At 41.6% G+C, this 20,071-nt stretch carries 17 protein-coding genes and 1 other RNA gene; 13 read left to right on the top strand and 5 right to left on the bottom strand.

What is annotated here, in order from left to right; genetic code table 11:
* The 3 genes from hutG (at window position 1) to srmB (ending at window position 4,166) form a co-directional block, all read left to right on the top strand.
* Window positions 1–918: a formimidoylglutamase gene (gene hutG, locus FVA69_RS07230; RefSeq protein ID WP_164528608.1), complete on the top strand. Its 918-nt coding sequence runs from the start codon at window positions 1–3 to the stop codon at window positions 916–918.
* Between the two features lie 522 nt (window positions 919–1,440).
* Window positions 1,441–2,646 carry a sodium/glutamate symporter gene (gene gltS, locus FVA69_RS07225; RefSeq protein WP_042851630.1) on the top strand — a complete coding sequence of 402 codons (1,206 nt, stop codon included), beginning with the start codon at window positions 1,441–1,443 and terminating at the stop codon, window positions 2,644–2,646.
* A gap of 182 nt (window positions 2,647–2,828) precedes the next feature.
* Window positions 2,829–4,166 carry an ATP-dependent RNA helicase SrmB gene (srmB, locus tag FVA69_RS07220; RefSeq protein WP_109911444.1) on the top strand — a complete coding sequence of 446 codons (1,338 nt, stop codon included), beginning with the start codon at window positions 2,829–2,831 and terminating at the stop codon, window positions 4,164–4,166.
* Window positions 4,167–4,198: 32 nt separating this feature from the next.
* On the opposite strand, the gene FVA69_RS07215 is transcribed toward srmB, so the two are convergent.
* Both FVA69_RS07215 and grcA read right to left on the bottom strand, forming a co-directional pair.
* A complete protein-coding gene (locus FVA69_RS07215; protein WP_164528607.1) occupies window positions 4,199–5,644 on the bottom strand; it encodes an ankyrin repeat domain-containing protein in 1,446 nt (481 codons plus the stop codon).
* Between the two features lie 158 nt (window positions 5,645–5,802).
* Window positions 5,803–6,186: an autonomous glycyl radical cofactor GrcA gene (gene grcA, locus FVA69_RS07210; RefSeq protein ID WP_004912835.1), complete on the bottom strand. Its 384-nt coding sequence runs from the start codon at window positions 6,184–6,186 to the stop codon at window positions 5,803–5,805.
* 379 nt (window positions 6,187–6,565) lie between these two features.
* Here grcA and ung point away from each other — a divergent pair, with 379 nt between their 5' ends.
* The gene (ung, locus tag FVA69_RS07205) at window positions 6,566–7,261 is read left to right on the top strand and encodes a uracil-DNA glycosylase (protein ID WP_004912838.1); all 696 of its coding nucleotides are present in this window, start codon (window positions 6,566–6,568) and stop codon (window positions 7,259–7,261) included.
* Window positions 7,262–7,366: 105 nt separating this feature from the next.
* On the opposite strand, the gene grpE is transcribed toward ung, so the two are convergent.
* A complete protein-coding gene (gene grpE / locus FVA69_RS07200; RefSeq protein WP_004912841.1) occupies window positions 7,367–7,960 on the bottom strand; it encodes a nucleotide exchange factor GrpE in 594 nt (197 codons plus the stop codon).
* 101 nt (window positions 7,961–8,061) lie between these two features.
* Here grpE and nadK point away from each other — a divergent pair, with 101 nt between their 5' ends.
* The 3 genes from nadK (at window position 8,062) to bamE (ending at window position 11,214) form a co-directional block, all read left to right on the top strand.
* Window positions 8,062–8,961, top strand: coding sequence for an NAD(+) kinase (gene nadK, locus FVA69_RS07195; protein ID WP_123382544.1), 900 nt, complete (start codon window positions 8,062–8,064; stop codon window positions 8,959–8,961).
* 86 nt (window positions 8,962–9,047) lie between these two features.
* On the top strand, window positions 9,048–10,709 hold the full coding sequence (recN, locus tag FVA69_RS07190; protein ID WP_004912847.1) for a DNA repair protein RecN: 1,662 nt from the start codon (window positions 9,048–9,050) through the stop codon (window positions 10,707–10,709).
* Window positions 10,710–10,821: 112 nt separating this feature from the next.
* Entirely contained in the window at window positions 10,822–11,214 is a 393-nt protein-coding gene (gene bamE, locus FVA69_RS07185) for an outer membrane protein assembly factor BamE (protein WP_004265001.1), read from the top strand.
* Between the two features lie 173 nt (window positions 11,215–11,387).
* On the opposite strand, the gene FVA69_RS07180 is transcribed toward bamE, so the two are convergent.
* Entirely contained in the window at window positions 11,388–11,693 is a 306-nt protein-coding gene (locus tag FVA69_RS07180) for an RnfH family protein (protein WP_181937050.1), read from the bottom strand.
* Window positions 11,677–12,111 carry a type II toxin-antitoxin system RatA family toxin gene (locus tag FVA69_RS07175; RefSeq protein WP_004912851.1) on the bottom strand — a complete coding sequence of 145 codons (435 nt, stop codon included), beginning with the start codon at window positions 12,109–12,111 and terminating at the stop codon, window positions 11,677–11,679. Before FVA69_RS07175 ends, FVA69_RS07180 begins: the two co-directional genes overlap by 17 nt.
* A gap of 153 nt (window positions 12,112–12,264) precedes the next feature.
* Here FVA69_RS07175 and smpB point away from each other — a divergent pair, with 153 nt between their 5' ends.
* The 6 genes from smpB (at window position 12,265) to FVA69_RS07145 (ending at window position 20,068) form a co-directional block, all read left to right on the top strand.
* Window positions 12,265–12,747, top strand: a complete 483-nt coding sequence (smpB, locus tag FVA69_RS07170; RefSeq protein ID WP_004265004.1) for an SsrA-binding protein SmpB — start codon at window positions 12,265–12,267, stop codon at window positions 12,745–12,747.
* Window positions 12,748–12,795: 48 nt separating this feature from the next.
* Window positions 12,796–13,159, top strand: a transfer-messenger RNA (tmRNA) gene (ssrA, locus tag FVA69_RS07165).
* 181 nt (window positions 13,160–13,340) lie between these two features.
* The gene (locus FVA69_RS07160; protein WP_164528606.1) at window positions 13,341–14,582 is read left to right on the top strand and encodes an integrase; all 1,242 of its coding nucleotides are present in this window, start codon (window positions 13,341–13,343) and stop codon (window positions 14,580–14,582) included.
* Between the two features lie 301 nt (window positions 14,583–14,883).
* The gene (locus FVA69_RS07155) at window positions 14,884–15,501 is read left to right on the top strand and encodes a hypothetical protein (RefSeq protein ID WP_164528605.1); all 618 of its coding nucleotides are present in this window, start codon (window positions 14,884–14,886) and stop codon (window positions 15,499–15,501) included.
* Window positions 15,502–15,930: 429 nt separating this feature from the next.
* On the top strand, window positions 15,931–18,135 hold the full coding sequence (locus tag FVA69_RS07150; RefSeq protein WP_164528604.1) for a sugar kinase: 2,205 nt from the start codon (window positions 15,931–15,933) through the stop codon (window positions 18,133–18,135).
* 1 nt (window position 18,136) lies between these two features.
* Window positions 18,137–20,068 (top strand): hypothetical protein, encoded by a 1,932-nt coding sequence (locus FVA69_RS07145; protein ID WP_164528603.1) that lies wholly within the window; start codon window positions 18,137–18,139, stop codon window positions 20,066–20,068.
* Window positions 20,069–20,071: the final 3 nt, after the last annotated feature.

Here is a 20,071-nt window from a genome sequence, read left to right as displayed (position 1 = left end):
ATGACACAACCTTTCCAATGGCAAGGGCGCACAGATGGTGAAACACAAGAGCATTTGCGCATCCATCAAGTCATTAATAAACACACACCTGCTGAATTTGCATTAATTGGTTTTGCTTCTGATGAGGGCGTTAGGCGCAATAAAGGCCGCCAAGGCGCTAAAGCAGGCCCAGATGCAATTCGCTATCAACTGGCTGGGTTACCTATTCATCAACCGCTTGCAATTAAAGATGTCGGTACAATTAGCTGTGATGATGGCAATCTGGAAGCCGCACAACGTCGTTTATCCGACCAGCTTATCGCACTGCTCGCTAAAAACCAAAAGCCGATTGTACTTGGCGGTGGCCATGAAGTCGCATTTGCAAGCTTCCAAGGCCTGTTTGACTATGTTGAACATTATCAAGCAGGTAAAACGATCGGTATTATTAACTTTGATGCGCATTTTGACTTACGCGAAGCCCCTTTCGCGACTTCTGGTACCCCATTTTTACAATCTGCCATGTTGTGTCAGCAGCACCAACGCCCTTTTCAATATTTATGTTTAGGCATCGCAGACCACGGCAATACTAAAGTATTGTTCGATACCGCTAATTCATTAGGTTGCCAATATATCCGTGATAAAGAACTTGCTTATTCTAAGCTTCCTCAAGCAATTGAAAAAATTAAAAAATTTATTAGCGGCGTAGACTATTTATATGTCACCGTTGATTTAGATGTGTTTTCTGCTGCCATTGCGCCGGGCGTTAGCGCACCAGCACCGAAAGGTATTTCCACTGAAGTTTTTGATGAACTGTTTGCCATTATCAAAAGTAGCCAAAAAATGGCTGTTTTTGATATCGCAGAATGCAACCCTGAATTTGATATTGACAACCATACCGCCAAACTCGCGGCTTATTTGATTTACCAATATTTATTCTAATAAAACAACACAACAATTCGACTGATAAATACACTGTTTCTCACGCTGTTAAGATAATTAATTTTCAAACACCACAATAAAAATAGCTTTGAAGTTGATTATCAAACTAGCCGTAGCACGATAACTTAATGGTTTTTAACTATTGAATTTCGCGTTACAGCTAGGCGGCAAGTGACGTTATCCCTAGAAGCATACAAAAGTATGTGACTAGGGTAACGGAGCGCGGCCAACAACGCTGTAGCGCAATATCTTAATGGTTTTTAACTATTGAATTTCGCGTTATAGCTAGGCGGCAAGTGACGTTATCCCTAGGAGCATACAAAAGTATGTGACTAGGGTAACGAAGCGCGGCCAACAACGCTGTAGCGCAATATCTTAATGGTTTTTAACTATTGAATTTCGCGTTACAGCTAGGCGGCAAGTGACGTTATCCCTAGGAGCATACAAAAGTATGTGACTAGGGTAACGGAGCGCGGCCAACAACGCTGTAGCGTGAAAGACAACAGTTAAAAAGGGAAAAATATGATTCTACACCTCGACACACTCTCCACCCTCTTCCTAACGGTGATCTGCCTACTCATGGGGATCCACTTAAAAAAACGTATCGAATGGCTACAGCGCTTTTGTATTCCTTCTCCCGTCATTGGCGGTTTTCTGGTTAGTTTGATTATTTGGGGGCTCAAATCATTTAACCTTGCTGAAATCAATTTTGATACCAGTTTACAAACCTTTTTAATGGTCGCTTTCTTTACTACCATTGGTATTGATGGCAGCTTCCGCATCTTAAAAAGTGGTGGCCGGTTACTCTTTATCTACCTGTTTATTTGCTGGTTTGTCGTTATTTTCCAAGACACTTTTGGTGCAGGCCTTGCGCATTTACTCGGTGTTGATCCCGTTATCGGTATCATGGCTGGTGGTGTTTCTCTTACTGGAGGCCATGGCGGTGCGGCAGCCTTCGGGGGCATGGCTGAGGGCCTTGGCGTGCAATCCGCAACGGTTGCAGCCATTGCTGCGGCAACTTTTGGCCTAATTACAGGGAGCTTACTCGGTGGCCCTATTGCAACATTCTTAATTAAGAAATTTAACGTGCAGATTAAAGCTGATGAAAACGTTGAGCGAGTTCAGGTTCCTGAAACTATCGCAGGGAAAATTGAATCTATCGATGCTCACGCTTTTTTAAAAATGCTAGCTCTCGTTCTAGGGATTATGGTTATCGGTCAATTCGCTTCAGCGCAGTTTACCAAAGCAACTGGCTTTTCATTACCCAGCTATGTCGGGGCGATGATTATTGCAATAGTTATCCGTAATATTAATGACCAAGTCGAATTGTTCCGTATTAACCAAAAGTCGGTTGACCTTATCTCTGAAGTTTCACTTGGCCTATTTTTGACTATGGCTATGATGTCATTGAAAATATGGGAGTTAAAAGCCGTTGCTTTGCCATTATTCACCATCCTATTAGCACAAGTTATTATTTTAATTTTGTTAGTTGTCTTTGTCATTTTCCGCTTATTAGGCAAAAACTACGATGCTGCGGTAATGTGTGCTGGCTTAATGGGGCATGGTTTAGGTGCGACGCCAAACGCAATGGCAAATATGTCCTCGGTTTGTGAACGTTACAAACAAGTTTCGATGAAAGCTTTCATGATTGTGCCACTCAGTGGTGCAGTACTCATTGACTTAGTGGGTATCCCTTATCATACATGGTTAATTAATATGCTTAGCTAAGTATACTGAAGGAGGAGCTCTCTCCTCCTTCAACTATTTACCTTCTATATATTTCACTCATATCCATAGATATATCGCTCCCTGTCCGTAGTGAAAACAGTTACACTTGAGCAAAGCTGATTTTTTCAGGTGAACAATTTTGCTAACCTGTTTATAATCAGCGCCCCAAATAGAGGTATATCATGACTGCATCCACTTTTACTGAACTTGAACTTGATGAAAGCCTAATTAATGCGCTTTCAGACAAAGGCTATCAACGTCCGACCGCGATTCAAGCGGCAGCAATTCCTGCTGCAATGGATGGCCGCGATGTATTAGGTTCAGCCCCGACAGGAACAGGTAAAACCGCCGCGTTTTTACTGCCTGCGATCCAACATTTACTTGATTTCCCGAGAAAGAAATCAGGGCCGCCTCGCGTTCTAGTTGTCACGCCAACTCGCGAACTAGCCATGCAGGTTGCTGACCAAGCAAAAGAATTATGCGCTCATAATCATCTAGATATCGCTACCATCACTGGTGGTGTTGCTTATATGAACCACGCTGAAGTTTTCAGCGAAAATCAAGATATTGTCGTCGCAACAACAGGCCGACTACTCCAGTATATTAAGGAAGAAAACTTTGACTGCCGCGCAGTTGAGATTTTGATCCTTGATGAAGCTGACCGCATGCTCGACATGGGCTTTGCCAATGACATAGAAACAATTGCAGGCGAAACACGCTGGCGCAAGCAAACTATGCTGTTTTCTGCCACTCTTGAAGGCGAAGCTATTCGTGACTTTGCTGAGCGTTTATTAGAAGATCCAATTGAAATTGATGCCGACCCTTCACGTCGTGAACGTAAAAAAATTCAGCAATTTCATTACCGTGCTGACACACTAGAGCATAAAACAGCCTTACTGTGCCATTTGTTAAAACAAGATGAAGTCACCAAAGCCATCGTCTTCGTACGTAAGCGTGAGCGTTTACGTGAATTAGTCCAATGGTTACGCGAAACGGGTATCGAACCTTGTTATCTTGAAGGGGAAATGCCACAAGCTAAGCGTAATGAAGCTGTACGCCGCCTCGTTGATGGCCAAGTTAAAGTACTGGTTGCAACAGATGTAGCTTCTCGTGGCTTAGATATCGAAAACGTTAGCCATGTTTTTAACTTTGACTTGCCTAGAACTGCAGATGTCTACTTACACCGTATTGGCCGTACTGGCCGAGCTGGGCGTAAAGGCACGGCAATTTCTTTAGTCGAAGCGCATGACTTTCCATTATTTGGTAAAATAACTCGTTATATTGAAGAGCCTATCAAGATTCGCGTTGTTGATTCTTTACGTCCAACAACTAAAGCTCCTTCAGAAGCGATGTTAAATAAACCAAAACCATCAAAGAAAGTACTTGCTAAGCGTAAAGAAAAGAAAAAAGAAGAACAAGCTAAGAAAAAAGAAAAAGTACGCCATCGCGACAAGAAAAATATTGGAAAACGTCGTACTCCTGTTAGCTCTTCTATATCAACCGCTAACGATAAAAGCTAATGACTAAAAACGGGTTTAGGCCCGTTTTTTATTTAGCCCATCATTTGTAAAACTTTCTCTCGCATTTGTTTTCCTTCATGAGTCAGCAGATCAGGCTTAATAATATGGTTACCAAGTATATCCTTACAATCTAGGCCTTTATTATTCTTAATACGCCAATCAGCTCCATTTTCCAATAATAGTGTAGCAACATCGAGTGCATGGCTATTTAAAGCATCATGTAAAGGCGTATTTCCTAAACTATCCTTAATGTTTACTGTTAATCCATTTTTCAATAAAAGCTGCGATTGTATAAGACGGCCATTTTGCGCAGCTAAATGTAAAATACTTTTTTGCCCTTTTGATTGAAGCATTTTAATTGTTTGACCATATCGAGATTCAATTAAAGCTTTAATAAATTGCCCATTGGCAGTTCTGACTGACTGTTGTGCCAATACATTAATATCATAAGGTTTATGATCTAATGATAAGAGTGCTGAAAATTCAGTTATATTTCCTTTTTTGATTGCACTTTCACAACATTCTTGCCAACTTATCCCCTGTTTTTCTTCTTTAATAGGAAAAATTTCTAGTGGTATTTCTTGTACCTTATTATATTCACCTGTGATTGCATTCCAGTTATTCCATGGTTTATATTTGCACATAACCTTAATAATTTTAAGCATTGAATGAGCTATAAAACTTCTTGTTATTAAACGGGTCGGTAACCAATCTTTCCAAGAGTTATGTTCGCTATAAGCCATTTTAATACAATTTCCCAAAGCAGAAGGGATCGGTAAAGAGTTTTGCAATCTATCGAGCCAGTCATATTGTACCGTGTAATAACGTATCAACCCTTCTTGTGCAATTTTTTCAGCAACGTGATAATCAATCCCAATATTATTAATCGTGTTTTTTGCCAATCCTGCAGGACTGAATACAATACAAGGTGATTGACTCGCTAACGCCGCAATTGAAGCCAATCCCCCACCTAATGAATGCCCCGTACAAATCGTATTTCCATTTACTGCATTGAATAAAATATTCATCAAACCAACAGCTTGAAAATATTGAGACTCATAAAAACCAAGTCCTTGACGGATATTACTATAAAAATCGATAATATCGTTAGTACCTGCAAAACAAAGGACATATAAGCCATTGAATCGACAAATATTAGCTTGAAATCCCGTTTGCTCGTCATTTAATAATTCCGCATTAATTCCGAGATCATAAATATCTTTATTACTTAATTTTTCAATACCCTGTATATTCCGCCAATTTTTATGATAAGCGCCTTGTGCTAGTAGAGCTAATATATAATCTTTTGATTGTGCCTGAGTGCCTAAAAAATCTTTTCTTAATACATCTTTAGGCCATATCTCTGTTATACATGATTTAATATCTTGATGTTGGTGCCGTAGATAAATATTTAAATTTTCTCTAACAAAAATATACTCATCTTTTTTTGATAGTATTTGTTGTGTAGATAATGACATGATTTCTCCCTAACAAGTGTATTTGTTGGAAGAATATTGAAATACAAATAACCAAGGTGGGAAATAATCAACTTTATTAGTAACAAATAAAAAGCCATTGATAACAATGGCTTTAGAATTTAATATATATTACTAGATGTAATTATGTCTAATATTTATTACAGACTTTCAGTGAAAGTACGGGTAATAACATCACGTTGTTGTTCAGGCGTTAATGAATTAAAACGCACGGCATAACCAGAAACACGAATTGTTAATTGCGGATATTTTTCTGGATTTTTAACTGCATCTTCTAATGTTTCACGGCTTAATACGTTAACATTTAAGTGCTGACCGCCTTCAACACGTACGGTAGGTTTCATTTCTAAAGGAACTTCGCGATACTCAAAAGCACCTAATTCATCTTTAGCAACAATTTGCCCTTCGTTGTAATCGGCTTTCGCGCAAACACAACGAGCTTCATTTTTTTCATCATCCAGTAACCAAAACGAATTCAACAATGCTGCATTATCAGTTTTAGTAATTTGAATACCTGTAATCATGTCGACCTCCACGTTCGAGCTAGATTGCATTCGATTTGTGTAATAAATCGAAGCTACATTAACCATCAATCTTATGAAAACTTGTAATTGGATATTTGGTCTAACCAATGTATATAGTTATTTTATACCAGCTAGATCCCCTATTTTCTTTGATATTTATCAATTATTCCACTTAGCAACTAATTCAATCACCCCAACTTTATGATTTAAATCAAAATTAACAATTTATTTTTTTAACTATTTGTATAAATTTTCAATTTTTTTTAAAATTAATAGTCAATATCAGGGCTTTATCTCTCTCTCATGAACCAGTAAGCTTATAGCTATCAACTGGTTCATATAATTGTTCCTTCCTAAATTCATTGTTATGGAATATTTCATGTCAAACTCCATTACGTGGCACGATGTTATTGGCCCTGAAAAATCAAAACCCTATTTCAAAGAGACACTCGCTTATGTAGCAGAACAGCGCAAAAATGGTAAAATTATCTACCCTGCTCAAGACGACGTTTTTAATGCATTTAGGTATACCGAACTTGCCGATATTAAAGTCGTTATCCTAGGACAAGACCCTTATCATGGCCCAGGACAAGCCCACGGCCTCTCTTTTTCCGTACTCCCTGGTATTAAGCCACCACCGTCATTAGTGAATATGTATAAAGAATTAGAAAAGGATATCGCTGGCTTTCAAAGACCTAATCATGGATATTTGCTCAGTTGGGCTCAACAGGGTGTTTTACTCCTTAACACCGTTCTCACCGTAGAACAAGGCAATGCTCACTCCCATGCCCATTTAGGTTGGGAAACCTTCACGGACAAAGTTATTGAAGCAATCAATGAAAATACACAAGGCGTTATTTTTCTACTGTGGGGTTCCCATGCACAGAAAAAAGGTAAAATAATTGATACAAAGCGCCACCATGTACTCAAGGCTCCTCACCCTTCCCCACTTTCTGCTCATCGAGGATTTTTAGGTTGTGGCCATTTCTCACAAACTAATACTATTTTAGAACAACAAGGTAAAACACCTATTGATTGGAACCCTGTAATAGATGAGCCAAATCTGCAACCATAGATGATTTTTTGGCACTAAGTCATAAAAAAGGGAAATCAATTGATAGATTTCCCTTTAGTAATATTCTCTTGGGGGCATTTGCCTCCATTTAAATAACGATGCTCTTTATTTAGAGACAATCACCATTGCAGGTCTTAGTAAACGGTTGTTTAATGTATACCCTTTTTGCATAACTTCAATCACATGATTAGCTTGGTGATCTGGTGACTCAATCATCGTTATCGCTTGATGAACGTCAGGGTTAAATGGCACATTGATATCACTGACAGGCTCGATACCAAACTTAGCCACTGCATCTAAAAAAGTTTTTAGCGTTAAATTTAGCCCTTCTAACATCGCTTTAGACTCTTCACTTTCGTGATCTGCTGCATCTATCGCACGTTCTAAGTTATCAATCACTGGTAGTAATTCATTTGAGAATTTTTCCAGTGCGAACTTATGTGCTTTTTCGATATCTTGCTCAGTTCTACGGCGAATATTTTCAATTTCTGCGTGTGCACGCAACATCGCTTCACGTTCAGTTTTTTGTGAGGCTTCTAACTGTTGTTCAAGCTCAGCAATACGCGTGGCTAACGCTTGTTCGTCTGCTTGTAATTCATCAGCTTGTTGAACGCTGGCTTCTTGCTCAGCTTGCACTTTTTGTGATTCATTTTGTTCAAAAGCTTGCTCATCATGCATGTTTTGGTCTTTACTACTCATGAATATCTCCGCGTATTTAGCATTAATCCCATATATGAGAGTATTATGGGGATCTAATACAGGGATTCAAGGGAAGTCATACAATCAGAGGCCAAAAAAGTATGCGAAAGGACAATAATACACCACTACCACATTTTAAAACGATAGGCATTGTCGGGCACCCTAGGCACCCTGAAGCATTGGCAACTCATGAATTAATATACCATTGGTTAATTTCAAAAAACTATCAGGCCATTATCGATAAACAAGTTGCTAAAGATTTAAAATTAGTCAATGCCAACACTGGAACATTAACTGAAATAGGCCAACAAGCTGATTTAGTTGTTGTTGTTGGGGGAGATGGCAATATGCTCGGCGCTGCTCGTATATTATCTCGGTATAATAATAAAGTTATTGGTGTAAATCGTGGTAATCTCGGTTTTCTTACCGATTTAGACCCGGATAATGCATTACAACAACTTTCACGTGTTCTTGAAGGTGAATACCGCGAAGAAAGGCGTTTTTTACTAGAAGCACAAGTCATTAAAGCTAACCAAAAAGCACGTAAAAGCACCGCAATTAATGAAATTGTTCTACACCCTGGTAAAGTTGCTCATATGATCGAGTTCGAGGTCTATATTGATGAAAAATTTGCCTTTTCTCAACGTTCTGATGGTTTAATCATTGCCACACCAACAGGTTCTACAGCTTATTCACTTTCCGCTGGAGGCCCTATTTTAACCCCGAATTTGGATGCTATTGTATTGGTTCCAATGTTTCCACATACCTTATCCTCTAGACCTCTGGTGATTAGCAGTGACAGCAGTATTCGGCTGAAGTTTTTACGAACAAATATTGATTATGAAGTCAGCTGTGATAGCCAAATCATGCTCCCTATTCAGGACGGTGAAGAAGTCATTGTCAAACGTAGTAATAAAAATCTTAATTTGGTTCATCCACAAGATTATAATTATTTCAACACGTTAAGTTCAAAATTAGGATGGGCTAAAAAAACTTTTTAATTTTTTCAATCTGCCTCTTTACTGTATAAAAAAACAGTCATACACTGTATTAAAACACAGGTGTGTATTTTTACAGGAGAGCGCCGATGCTTACCCAACTAACAATCAATAATTTTGCAATCGTACGTGAATTAGAAATTGATTTCCGTAATGGCATGACAACCATAACCGGTGAAACAGGTGCGGGTAAGTCCATTGCTATTGATGCACTTGGCCTGTGTTTAGGCAATCGGGGTGAAGCCAATATGGTGCGCCCCGGTGCACAACGTGCCGACCTCTGTGCTCGCTTTTCCTTAATGGATGCTCAACTGGCTGCCAATTGGCTTACTGAGCACCAACTCGATAACCAAAATGAATGCCTATTACGCCGCACTATCTCTCCTGATGGCCGTTCACGTGGTTTCATTAATGGCGTTTCAGTTCCTTTATCGCAACTTAGAGAGTTAGGAACATTACTGATCCAAATCCATGGTCAGCACGCACACCAACTCTTACTAGATAGCGCCCATCAAAAATCCCTGCTTGATGCCTATTCAAACCAGCAAGAGCTAATTGCTCAAATGAAAAAAGCATGGCAAACATGGCACGATTCCTGCCAACAATTAGCTGTATTTCAAAAACAAATGCAAGAACGTGAATCTCGACAACAGTTGCTAGAATATCATCTAAAAGAACTGAACGAATTCCTCCCTGTTCAAGGGGAATTTGAAGAGATAGACCAAGAATATAAACAACTCGCTAATCATGGGCAATTTTTAGCTATTGGCCAAACAACAACGCAAATACTATCTGAAAATGATGATTCGAATGTTATTAGCTTATTAAATATGGCAAAAAATGAATTATCTGATCTAGTCGCTCTCAACCCTAAATTTTCAGAGCTACTTGATATGCTTGAAGAAGCATCGATACAAGTCAGCGAAGTCAGTGATGAAATAAAGCATTATTGTGACCAATATGAGCTTGACCCTAATCGCTTGTTTGAACTAGAAAAACGCATTTCTAAACAAATTAACTTAGCGCGTAAACACCATGTCACTCCCGAAGCTTTACCCGAATTATTTCAGCAATTACTGAGCGAACAAGAACTAATAGCCAGCCAAAATGAAGACTCTGAAACGTTAAATGCGCAAGTACAAGTAAATCATCATATTGCTCTCGAATGTGCGGAACGTTTACACCATGTACGTTTACATTATGCTCAAGAATTAAGTACATTAATTACCAATAGCATGCACCAACTTTCAATGCCTCATGGTCTGTTTACTATTGATGTAAAATTTACTCCAGATCAACTACAAATTGATGGTGCCTGTAAAGTAGAGTTCAATGTGACGACTAACCCAGGGCAGCCACACCAAGCACTTGCGAAAGTGGCATCGGGCGGTGAGTTATCACGTATAGCACTAGCAATCCAAGTGATTACAGCTAAAAAAATGGATACGCCCGCATTAATATTTGATGAAGTCGATGTCGGTATTAGTGGACCAACAGCAGCAATTGTAGGGAAGTTACTACGTGAATTAGGTGAATCAACGCAAGTTATGTGCGTTACACATTTACCCCAAGTGGCAGGGTGCGGTCATCACCACTTTTATGTCAGTAAAGAGACAAATGGTGTAGAAACAGAAACTCGTATGCAATTATTGGATAAAAAATCTAGATTACAAGAGCTTGCGCGTCTTCTTGCTGGATCTGCGGTAACAAAAAATACGCTAGCCAATGCAAAAGAGTTGCTTGCAGCATAATTTTTGACAACTTTTTTACGCTCATGTGGTCTTAGAGTCGATAAGGAAGGTTTTAAATTGTATCAATGTCGATTATCATTGATGTTCTGACTCCAAAAGGAATGAGATATCCATGCGTTATAAATTGTTAACTGCTGCCGCGCTATCACTCGCATTAATGTCTACGGGCTGTTCAATGATGGAACGTCTTGTCTATCACCCAGACATTAACCAAGGTAATTACCTCACAGCGAAAGATGTCGCTAAGATCCAAAAAGGAATGACACAGCAACAGGTTGCTTATACTTTGGGCACCCCAATGTTATCTGACCCGTTTGGTACTCAGACTTGGTATTATGTTTTCCGCCAAGAACTTGGGCATGACCCAGTTCAGCAAGAAACTTTGACTCTTATCTTTGATCGTAATGGTATTCTTACTGACATCAAAAATGAGAAAAATCTTGCCGCGCAGGAATCAATGGAAGCTGCTGAAACAAAAGCATCAGAAACTAAAACAGCTGACTAACCATAAACACTAAGAACCACCTAGTGTGACAATAACAACCTGTTTTCTGAAGGACTTATTCAGGCAGGTTGTTATTATGAGTATCTTTATTAAAAATTTATTAAAAGCATTTTGCACAAATAAATTTAAAGACAAAAACCGAGCTTTTGCTCGGTTCGCTACATAAAATTAATTTACTTATTTTTAACTTCTTTAGATTTTTCAGCTCTTTTACGCCGTAACTCTTTTGGGTCTGCAATCAAAGGTCGATAAATCTCAACTCGATCTCCATCTTGCACTAAATCTGTCAATTTAGCAGGGCGACTATAAATACCAATCTTATTTTTTTTAAGATCAATATCATCCCTAAGGGCAAGGATACCAGAAGCAAGTATCGCTTCTTCTATTGTCGTCCCCTCTTTCACTTTGACTGATAGCAAAAATTGCTTTTCAGGAAGCGCATATGTCACTTCAATATTCAGCTCAGACACTGTATACATCCTTTGCTCTTAAAGTGAAAGCTTGAACCATATTATTTGCTAGTTCCTTGAAAACTTTGCCAAACGCAAGCTCTATCAATTTATTTGTAAACTCAAAATCAAGATGAAACTCGATTTTACAAGCGTCTGCACTTAAAGGAATAAATTTCCAACCACCAGCTAATTTACTAAATGGCCCTTCAACAAGTTGCATGTGTATGCATTTATTATCCTCTAGCACATTTTTTGTGACAAAAGTTTTGCTAATACCTGCTTTTGACACTTCAACAGAAGCGGTCATTTCTTCAGAGCTATGACTAATAATTCGGCTACCTACACACCCCGGCAAAAAGCTTGGATATGAAATAACGTCATTAACGAGTTTATACATTTGTTCTGCGCTAAAAGGGACCAACGCAGAGCGACTAATCTGTGGCATATCAATTCCTATCCCCAAAAACTGAGCGTATAATACCATCTTTGATTGGTTAAACAAAAAACAAAACCCACATAGGGCAAGATTTGCACAATCAAAAAAATATCAGCTTAGAAAGATTTCTTTCAACTCAGCTTACAGTATAATGATTGCACTATGACAAAGAAAAAACCATATAAACCCGGTTCAGCAACAATTGCTATGAACAAGCGTGCTCGCCACGAATATTCTATCGAAGAGGAGTTCGAGGCGGGTCTATCCCTACAAGGTTGGGAAGTTAAATCACTCCGTGCAGGCAAAGCCAACATTGGAGATAGCTACGTTCTTTTACGGGACGGTGAAGCTTATTTATTCGGTGCAAACTTCACACCACTGACTGTTGCATCATCGCATGTTGTATGCGACCCAACGCGTAGCCGTAAATTACTTTTAAATCAACGCGAATTAGATACACTCTACGGTAAAGTTAATCGTGAAGGTTATACCGTTATTGCACTTTCTCTCTACTGGAAAAATGCATGGTGTAAAGTTAAAATCGGTGTTGCCAGAGGTAAAAAATCTCACGACAAGCGTTCTGATATTAAAGAACGTGAATGGCAACTCGATAAAGCACGTATAATGAAACATTCTAACCGCTAACCTCTAGCTTTATAGAGTATTTTTCTGTTATACTGAGCTCAACAACTTGGGGCTGATTCTGGATTCGACGGGATTTGCGAAACCCAAGGTGCATGCCGAGGGGCGGTTGGCCTCGTAAAAAGCCGCAAAAAAATAGTCGCAAACGACGAAAACTACGCTTTAGCAGCTTAATAACCTGCTTAGAGCCCTCTCTCCCTAGCCTCCGCTCTTAGGACGGGGATCAAGAGAGGTCAAACCCAAAAGAGATCGCGTGGATGCCTTGCCTGGGGTTGAAGCGTTAAATTTAATCAGGATAGTTTGTTAGTGGCGTGTCTGTCCGCAGCTGGCAAATGAATTTAAAGACTAGACTAAGCATGTAGTACCGAGGATGTAGAAATTTCGGACGCGGGTTCAACTCCCGCCAGCTCCACCAAATTATCTTCTAAGGACGTCCAAAGAAGACTGAAAAGCCCGCTAACTCAATGAGTTGCGGGCTTTTTTATGTCCTACACTGTCCTATTTTATCCCACCCAAGCTAATTCCTTTAGGCCCATTGATAGGCCCAACGAAAAGAACTAACATCTTTGTTGGGCCTAAACGCATGGAGATTTTTCATGGCAAGAAAAACAAAGCCATTAACCGATACCGAAATCAAAGCAGCTAAACCACAGGACAAGGACTATCAGCTGTATGATGGTGATGGACTCACACTGCTAATCAAATCTAGCGGAAGCAAATTATGGCAATTCCGTTACTACCGCCCTTATACAAAACAAAGGACCAAACAAAGTTTTGGGGCCTACCCTGCAGTCACACTTTCAGATGCTAGAAAACTTAGAGCAGAGTCTCGCTCATTACTGGCAAAAGATATTGATCCTCAAGAATATCAAAAAGATCAAATAAGAAACTCTCAAGAGGCTAAAACCAATACCTTCCAACTTGTCGCTGAACGTTGGTGGGAAGTGAAAAAGTCCACAGTAACCGAAGACTATGGTAACGACATTTGGCGTTCACTTGAACGAGATGTCTTCCCCGCTATTGGCGATATTAGTGTTACTGATATCAAAGCGCACATATTGGTTCAAGCAATACAACCGGTACAAGCCAGAGGCGCACTAGAAACTGTCCGTCGCCTTTGTCAGCGTATCAACGAAGTGATGATCTATGCTCAAAATACTGGGTTAATTGATGCCGTTCCAAGTATCAACATTGGCAAAGCTTTTGAAAAACCCAAGAAAAAGAATATGCCAAGTATTCCCCCTGATCAGCTACCAAAGCTCATGCAGACAATGCGTACAGCTAGTATTAGCCTATCTACTCGATGCTTGTTTATGTGGCAGCTACTCACCATCTCTCGCCCTGCCGAAGCCGCTGAAGCTCGCTGGGACGAAATCAACTTTGAAACCAAGGAGTGGAAGATCCCCGCTGCTAGAATGAAAATGAACCGTGAGCACACTGTTCCGTTATCTGACGCTGCTTTAGCTATTTTAGAGCTAATGAAACCATTAAGTGGTAATCGTGAGTTTATCTTTCCTAGCCGAATCAAGCCTACCCAACCGATGAATAGCCAAACCGTCAATGCAGCATTAAAACGCGCTGGATTCGGTGGTCTCTTGGTTTCTCATGGTCTACGCTCAATTGCCAGCACCGCACTCAATGAGCAAGGCTTCCCACCTGATGTTATCGAAGCCGCCCTAGCCCACGTCGATAAAAACGAAGTGAGGCGAGCATACAACCGCAGTGATTACTTAGAGCAAAGACGCCCTATGATGCAATGGTGGGCTGATTTTATTGAATCGGCAGATAGGGGAAGTATTATTGAAGGTGGAGTAAGAGGAATATCGCTAGTTGGATAACATGTGTACCAGCTCTAATCTGAGCTGGTACTATAATAATAACACGGGACTATATATCAATATCACCGAGATGTCAGCTATGTGCCATTACCGAACACTACTATAGTCCGCACTCTACTAATAAAGGAGCAATTCACCCACTTTTCAGTGTATACATATGAACTGCTTCGTTTTATGAGTAAAATCGGTGGTGATACCAAAAATGAGTAGTCCGGTTATGCAGGATATTTGCACTCCAATTGACTTGTAAAAAACTACAGATTTCAGTTTGTTTAGTTCAGGATTGGGATGAGGATAAATAATGAAACATAAACTAGAACAAGCATTCCAGAAAGCTGCACACGCAGCAGACCGTGCAGTCAGCGCTGCGATGTTAAAGTATTCGAACGGGTTAGTCACGGATGAAGACGACATCACTGGGGCGCTAATCGGCCGATTAGATGCAGCTTTTGACGATAAAATTGGTGATATCACTTGGTCTTCATCAATTCTCAGACACCGTAAGGGGATAGCTGCACAAGAGAAGAAGGCTGGTGCAGACATGCTGTTTCACGTCTCAATCAATACACCACAGCTTACCTACTCAAAAGGGGTTCTGATTCAGTCAAAGAGAATTCATAAAGGTATTGCAATGACAGTAGATGGTCACAATGAACTGCTGAGCCAGTGCGACAAAATGCTGAATATCACCCCAGCTTCGTTCATTTTCAACTATACGAAGTCAGAGATGCGCTGCGCTTCCGCAACAAAAATTGCAGGAGCAAGTAGTCGAGTATTATACGATTCGTGTAACCTAACCTCTTATCGGTTCTTCTTGGAACTGTTCCGATGTACTACTGGAGATCCTAAAATTACCTCAGCCAAGTTTGATGATCTTCAGATACCACAAGGCATAGCCATCAAGGGAACGTTAGATTAAGGACAGATCCGCCGCAGACCTTGAAGGGACGTAAACCTCCATCCAAGAACGGGATGCTGAAATAAAGAGGTTAGATTCGTTTCCGTAATTCTGTATTAACACTAAGTCGAAATAAGAACTGCTGAGCATGTTTACTTTTCGTTATACTTTTTCCAGTCATGTAAGCAGCCTGCTAGATTTCGAATTCAGGAAAATTACATGCGAAGAATGGAATCCTCACCAGACCTGTTGATACAACCTATGGAAGGTCTGTTGCTCACTCCCCCCATCAACTCATGTCTACTCAAAAAACAGACTTAACATAGGATCATTTCCGTTTTCCAATTGGTCTCCTGGATGCGCGAAATTTGCCTTAATCTTCGCAAGCCTAACGCTATGGCGCCTGATATAATTAGGTTTTACAATTTTAAGACCTTCTGAGGATAACAAATGACAATGAAATCACCGGAAATCCAGCTCAAGGCGCTGAATAATACTTTGCGTCGTTTACGTGGGGCCTGTTCCGCACTTGACAGTGAAGAGCTTGATGAAAAATTACTTGAAGTCATGCGACGACTGCTGCTTGCTGAGGTGCTCGCCGATACCTGGATTGTGGCTATAGGGGGCTCGCAAGGAGCGGGTAAAACGACTCTGATGGCGAGCCTGTATGGCCTGCATCAAGACTGTAGCGGCTGGTTACGTAGCAATGAAGGACGCGGCGAGAAAATGCCAGTCTTAATCCTCGAGAGTTCTAAGACTGAAGTGCCTCAGGGTTATGTCCGCCGCCTAGTCGAAACTGGAAATGATTTGACACTAGAGGATATCAGCGTCGACGTCAACGAGTTTCAGCGAGCGGTCTGCGATCCTGATGCGGGGGATTTACTGCCAGTATTGAAAGTACCGCAGCGTTATTTTACACGCAATAATCAGGCCTGGTTACTGCTGCCTGGCTATGAAAAACAAGAGCGTGAAAATCGTGAATGGCAAGAACTAATGCGTCAGGCAATGATCGCGGCAGGCGGTTGTATCATCGTAACCGACGAAACTCGACTGGCAAACCAGCAGCAGCTCGAAATCGTCAAAGATATGCTGGAAAAAGAGCTTAAGGACTGTAAACCTTATATTGTCATCTCCAAGACAGAAGCGTATCGCCATAATCCACAACGGCAAGCTGAATTAAGAAAAAGCGCGGCTGAAACCTTCAATGTCGCTGCCGAATATACGGATAACAATATTATTTTAACCGGCACCGACGATCCGGAATACATAACAGAATGGATGCCGCACCTGTGCCGAGCCATTGATGACCTTAACTTTTCCGGACAAACCAATCGTTATCTCCAGTTAACCCACCTTACTGGGATTGTCAGTAAGGATCTGCCCCGCGTCATGAATATGATCCGTACTCAGTCACGTCTATATTACCACAGTGATAAAGGTTGCCAGGATGATGGCAGTCAGGTTCTGGCAGAAGTACTAGAAGTGTTTGACGACGCCGTACAGGAACTAAGAGAAGAGCACACCAAAAAGGTGAAAGCGTGTATCGCTAAAACCTTTGAAGCGGCAAAGGTTAACATGGACCGCAGGCTGGTCAAGGACCATGAGGGATTTGCCAACTGGATATCGAATGTATTTGATACCACCAGTGAGACAAAAGGCAAATTACAGAAACTGGTTCAGGATTCATGGGAAGACGCATCAACTGGTTTCTTCAATGACTATGTGAACAGCTTGCAACAATTGACGGCGGCAAAACTCAAGCCCATGCCAAACGGCAACAATCGCCCAAACTTGCCTGCATCACCAAAGCTAGAGAAGCTGATAACACTTGGCTATATGAATAGCGCCGGGCAGCCCATACAGCACGAACAGCTGGATGCAGAAAAAATAAGTAATATCAAAATGTTGTTAAATCATGGTGCCACATCGAATGGGCAAAATACCACGGTGATGAATAAACAGCTCAGGAAAAGCGTGGAATTGATCCCAGTGCTCTCGCTGGAGTACACTCGCCTTGTGTACGCCATGCCTGAAATTTGCAAAGAGCTGCGACCTTACGTCACACTTGAGCAGTACGATGGTGAGACATCCGCAGGTAACGTCGCTGCAGAAGGGGTTCAAACCCTCAACGCAGGAGTTGATCTTGGCAAGACCGCAATAAAATCACTGGCGGCAGTGCTGGCGATTGACATTGTCAGCGACGGTGATTCCGATATCCTTGGCGCGCTCTTTGGCCAGGATCAATCTTCTATTGACCAAACGGGTTCCCCCCTTCCCCCCGCACCAGTGATAATGCATCCTGCTGCCGTTGCGGTAACCGCCGTTGTTGCGGCGGCCTACGTGACCGTGTCTGCGGTAACACGAATGCGCACCTTCGAGAAAAAAGCGAGCTCTCAGGCACACACCATGCTTGCCAGCGTTCATGATCACCATATTGAGCATTTACGCAGTCAGTTCGACGATACGATGAATGCGGCGCGTAAGCGGATTAGCGAAACGTTACGTACGCGTTATCACATGGACGAAATACTGATGCGCAAGGATCGGCTCGCCAAAGCCATTGCCGATGTGAATACCCTTATCGATGACCTGCGTACTGAGCTGGGTTCATCGGCTTCGGGTCTACAAGTGTTAATAACCAACCACGGTGAGTGAGATGACGTCCTGGAAGGTTATAAATTATTGGCAGCAGTTAGAGTCGCGGCAGTTAGAGTGGGCTTTTCGCGCCTACGATCAGCTGATTAAAACCTTAAGTCATGACGTTCAGGAAAGAATACAGCTCAGGGAAAGCGATACCGAACCGTACGTGGTTATCTTTGGTAAGACGCAGGTCGGAAAAACCACCTTACTGCTCGATCTGATGGGCATAGATCTGCAGCAAATGGCAACATTATCGCACGTGCTGCGCGGCGGGCGGGAAGCTGGGAAGTCGGCCACCGCCACCGCCATGGAATATCGTCGTTCAGCGGACCAGCGCTGGGGATTGTTTGTGCAATCGAAAACGCACTGGTTTGCCTCTGACGACGATATGACCGATGCCTTAGCGCAGATCAGAAAGCAGATGGAACGGGGAGAACTGGTTGTCGACTCCCCATGCATTGTGCATATTCCTGGGCGTTTTTTCAGGATGAAAACCACGGGTGTACTCGGCGTGCGTATTCTGGATCTACCTGGTGATAATCCCGCGAATGCGCAAGAGCAAAAGCATGTCAATCAAATGGCGAAGAGTTATCTTCCCTTCGCTGATTTGGTGTTGCTAATTGGTCGTGGTGATGATTTGAGTTTTCTGCAACCGGACGTTATCACACTGCCGGGTATTGAGGACTGGCAGGCGATGCCGTGCCGATTTCGCATCGTGACCACCTATTCTTACTCAGCACAGTCGGTGAAGACGCTGATTCGCAACGATCCAGCTTTCGATATCACCCAGCTACGTCAGCGCCTTATTGAACAGATCGAACGCTTTAACAGCATGAGTGACATGGCGAAAGATCTGAACCTCTACTTTCCACTCGAGTTTGGCAGCAGCTGGCTGAGTATGGCCGAAAACGATAGCGCCCTGTATGCCCGTGTTGCCCCCATGGTCAACCGTTTGCGTAACGAACTGTTGGAACAGATTGCGGCATCGACCAGCCCGCTCGGGCGGTTGCGCAGCACCCTAGATACCCACCTCAGCGTTAAATATATTCAGGAGAAAAAAACGGCAGTTGTCGAAAAAAAACTGTCAGCGCTAAAAAAACAGCTACAAGAAACAGAAAATACACTGATGACCTGGGAAAAGGCGATCTCTCGGTCGCTGGAAAAAATAAACCAAACTAACTGGTTATTAAAAGATAACTCGTTAGCTGTCAGCCGAGGTTTTATCGATAAAGCCGCAAAAGAGGCCGCAGTAATTAAATTGTCGGCAGAGTACAAAAGCGAAAAATGCACGACTTTACGCCGTATGATTGCCGACTATTGCAGTGAAATTAAAAAGATCCAGTTGGCCATAGCAAGTCAGTCAACGTACTGGCGAAAAGTAGCCCGTAAGAATATTGAACCTACCAGGCAGGAGGTACAGGATATTCTTGATGAAAAGTTCAATGCTATTCGCTATACGCTCGATGACTATTGGATCGATGCCTATCTTAGTTCTGCGAATTATTTATCGGACAAAAACAGCGTCATCTATGCTGCTGATAATGCAAAAGCGGAAGTCATTCGGTTGTGGACCTCACAATGGATGGCTGCAGCAGAGAACGTCCGGAATGAATACAAAAGTGAACTATCCAAAGAAAGGATGACTCTTGACGTGTTGCGAGTAGAGCAAAATAAATCCTTACGGCGGCAAACATCGCTTGAACAACAGATCGTCTCGCACAAGGATGATTTAAAAAAAATTGCCGCAGCTTCAAAGGAGGATCTTGCCCGCTGTAAGCAGTTTGTCCACTTTCTTGATAAAGAGTATCTCAACACATTAAGTGCACGCCTGGATTCGGTCTTTCAGGAACAGGATAATTGTGATGCTTTATTACAAGTTTTATCCTGTGTGGCGTTGAAAAATCAGCGGGAAGATTTAATGAATTTAACTGAAAAATATTCTGGGTAAGAC

Origin of the sequence: Providencia sp. PROV004, assembly GCF_011045615.1 — a bacterium.
GTDB classification, from domain to species: domain Bacteria; phylum Pseudomonadota; class Gammaproteobacteria; order Enterobacterales; family Enterobacteriaceae; genus Providencia; species Providencia rettgeri.
The sequence above is the reverse complement of the archived record's forward strand: the minus strand, read 5'-3'. Positions and strand labels throughout refer to the sequence as shown.

What these genes read in the sequence shown, in the direction of transcription:
- hutG (WP_164528608.1), top strand. Translation starts at nt 1, where the DNA reads ATGACACAACCTTTCCAATGGCAAGGGCGCACAGATGGTGAAACACAA.
- FVA69_RS07180 (WP_181937050.1), bottom strand. Translation starts at nt 11,693, where the DNA reads ATGTATACAGTGTCTGAGCTGAATATTGAAGTGACATATGCGCTTCCT.
- nadK (WP_123382544.1), top strand. Translation starts at nt 8,062, where the DNA reads ATGCGAAAGGACAATAATACACCACTACCACATTTTAAAACGATAGGC.
- grpE (WP_004912841.1), bottom strand. Translation starts at nt 7,960, where the DNA reads ATGAGTAGTAAAGACCAAAACATGCATGATGAGCAAGCTTTTGAACAA.
- FVA69_RS07160 (WP_164528606.1), top strand. Translation starts at nt 13,341, where the DNA reads ATGGCAAGAAAAACAAAGCCATTAACCGATACCGAAATCAAAGCAGCT.
- ung (WP_004912838.1), top strand. Translation starts at nt 6,566, where the DNA reads ATGTCAAACTCCATTACGTGGCACGATGTTATTGGCCCTGAAAAATCA.
- srmB (WP_109911444.1), top strand. Translation starts at nt 2,829, where the DNA reads ATGACTGCATCCACTTTTACTGAACTTGAACTTGATGAAAGCCTAATT.
- smpB (WP_004265004.1), top strand. Translation starts at nt 12,265, where the DNA reads ATGACAAAGAAAAAACCATATAAACCCGGTTCAGCAACAATTGCTATG.
- FVA69_RS07155 (WP_164528605.1), top strand. Translation starts at nt 14,884, where the DNA reads ATGAAACATAAACTAGAACAAGCATTCCAGAAAGCTGCACACGCAGCA.
- FVA69_RS07215 (WP_164528607.1), bottom strand. Translation starts at nt 5,644, where the DNA reads ATGTCATTATCTACACAACAAATACTATCAAAAAAAGATGAGTATATT.
- grcA (WP_004912835.1), bottom strand. Translation starts at nt 6,186, where the DNA reads ATGATTACAGGTATTCAAATTACTAAAACTGATAATGCAGCATTGTTG.
- FVA69_RS07145 (WP_164528603.1), top strand. Translation starts at nt 18,137, where the DNA reads ATGACGTCCTGGAAGGTTATAAATTATTGGCAGCAGTTAGAGTCGCGG.
- FVA69_RS07150 (WP_164528604.1), top strand. Translation starts at nt 15,931, where the DNA reads ATGACAATGAAATCACCGGAAATCCAGCTCAAGGCGCTGAATAATACT.
- FVA69_RS07175 (WP_004912851.1), bottom strand. Translation starts at nt 12,111, where the DNA reads ATGCCACAGATTAGTCGCTCTGCGTTGGTCCCTTTTAGCGCAGAACAA.
- gltS (WP_042851630.1), top strand. Translation starts at nt 1,441, where the DNA reads ATGATTCTACACCTCGACACACTCTCCACCCTCTTCCTAACGGTGATC.
- bamE (WP_004265001.1), top strand. Translation starts at nt 10,822, where the DNA reads ATGCGTTATAAATTGTTAACTGCTGCCGCGCTATCACTCGCATTAATG.
- recN (WP_004912847.1), top strand. Translation starts at nt 9,048, where the DNA reads ATGCTTACCCAACTAACAATCAATAATTTTGCAATCGTACGTGAATTA.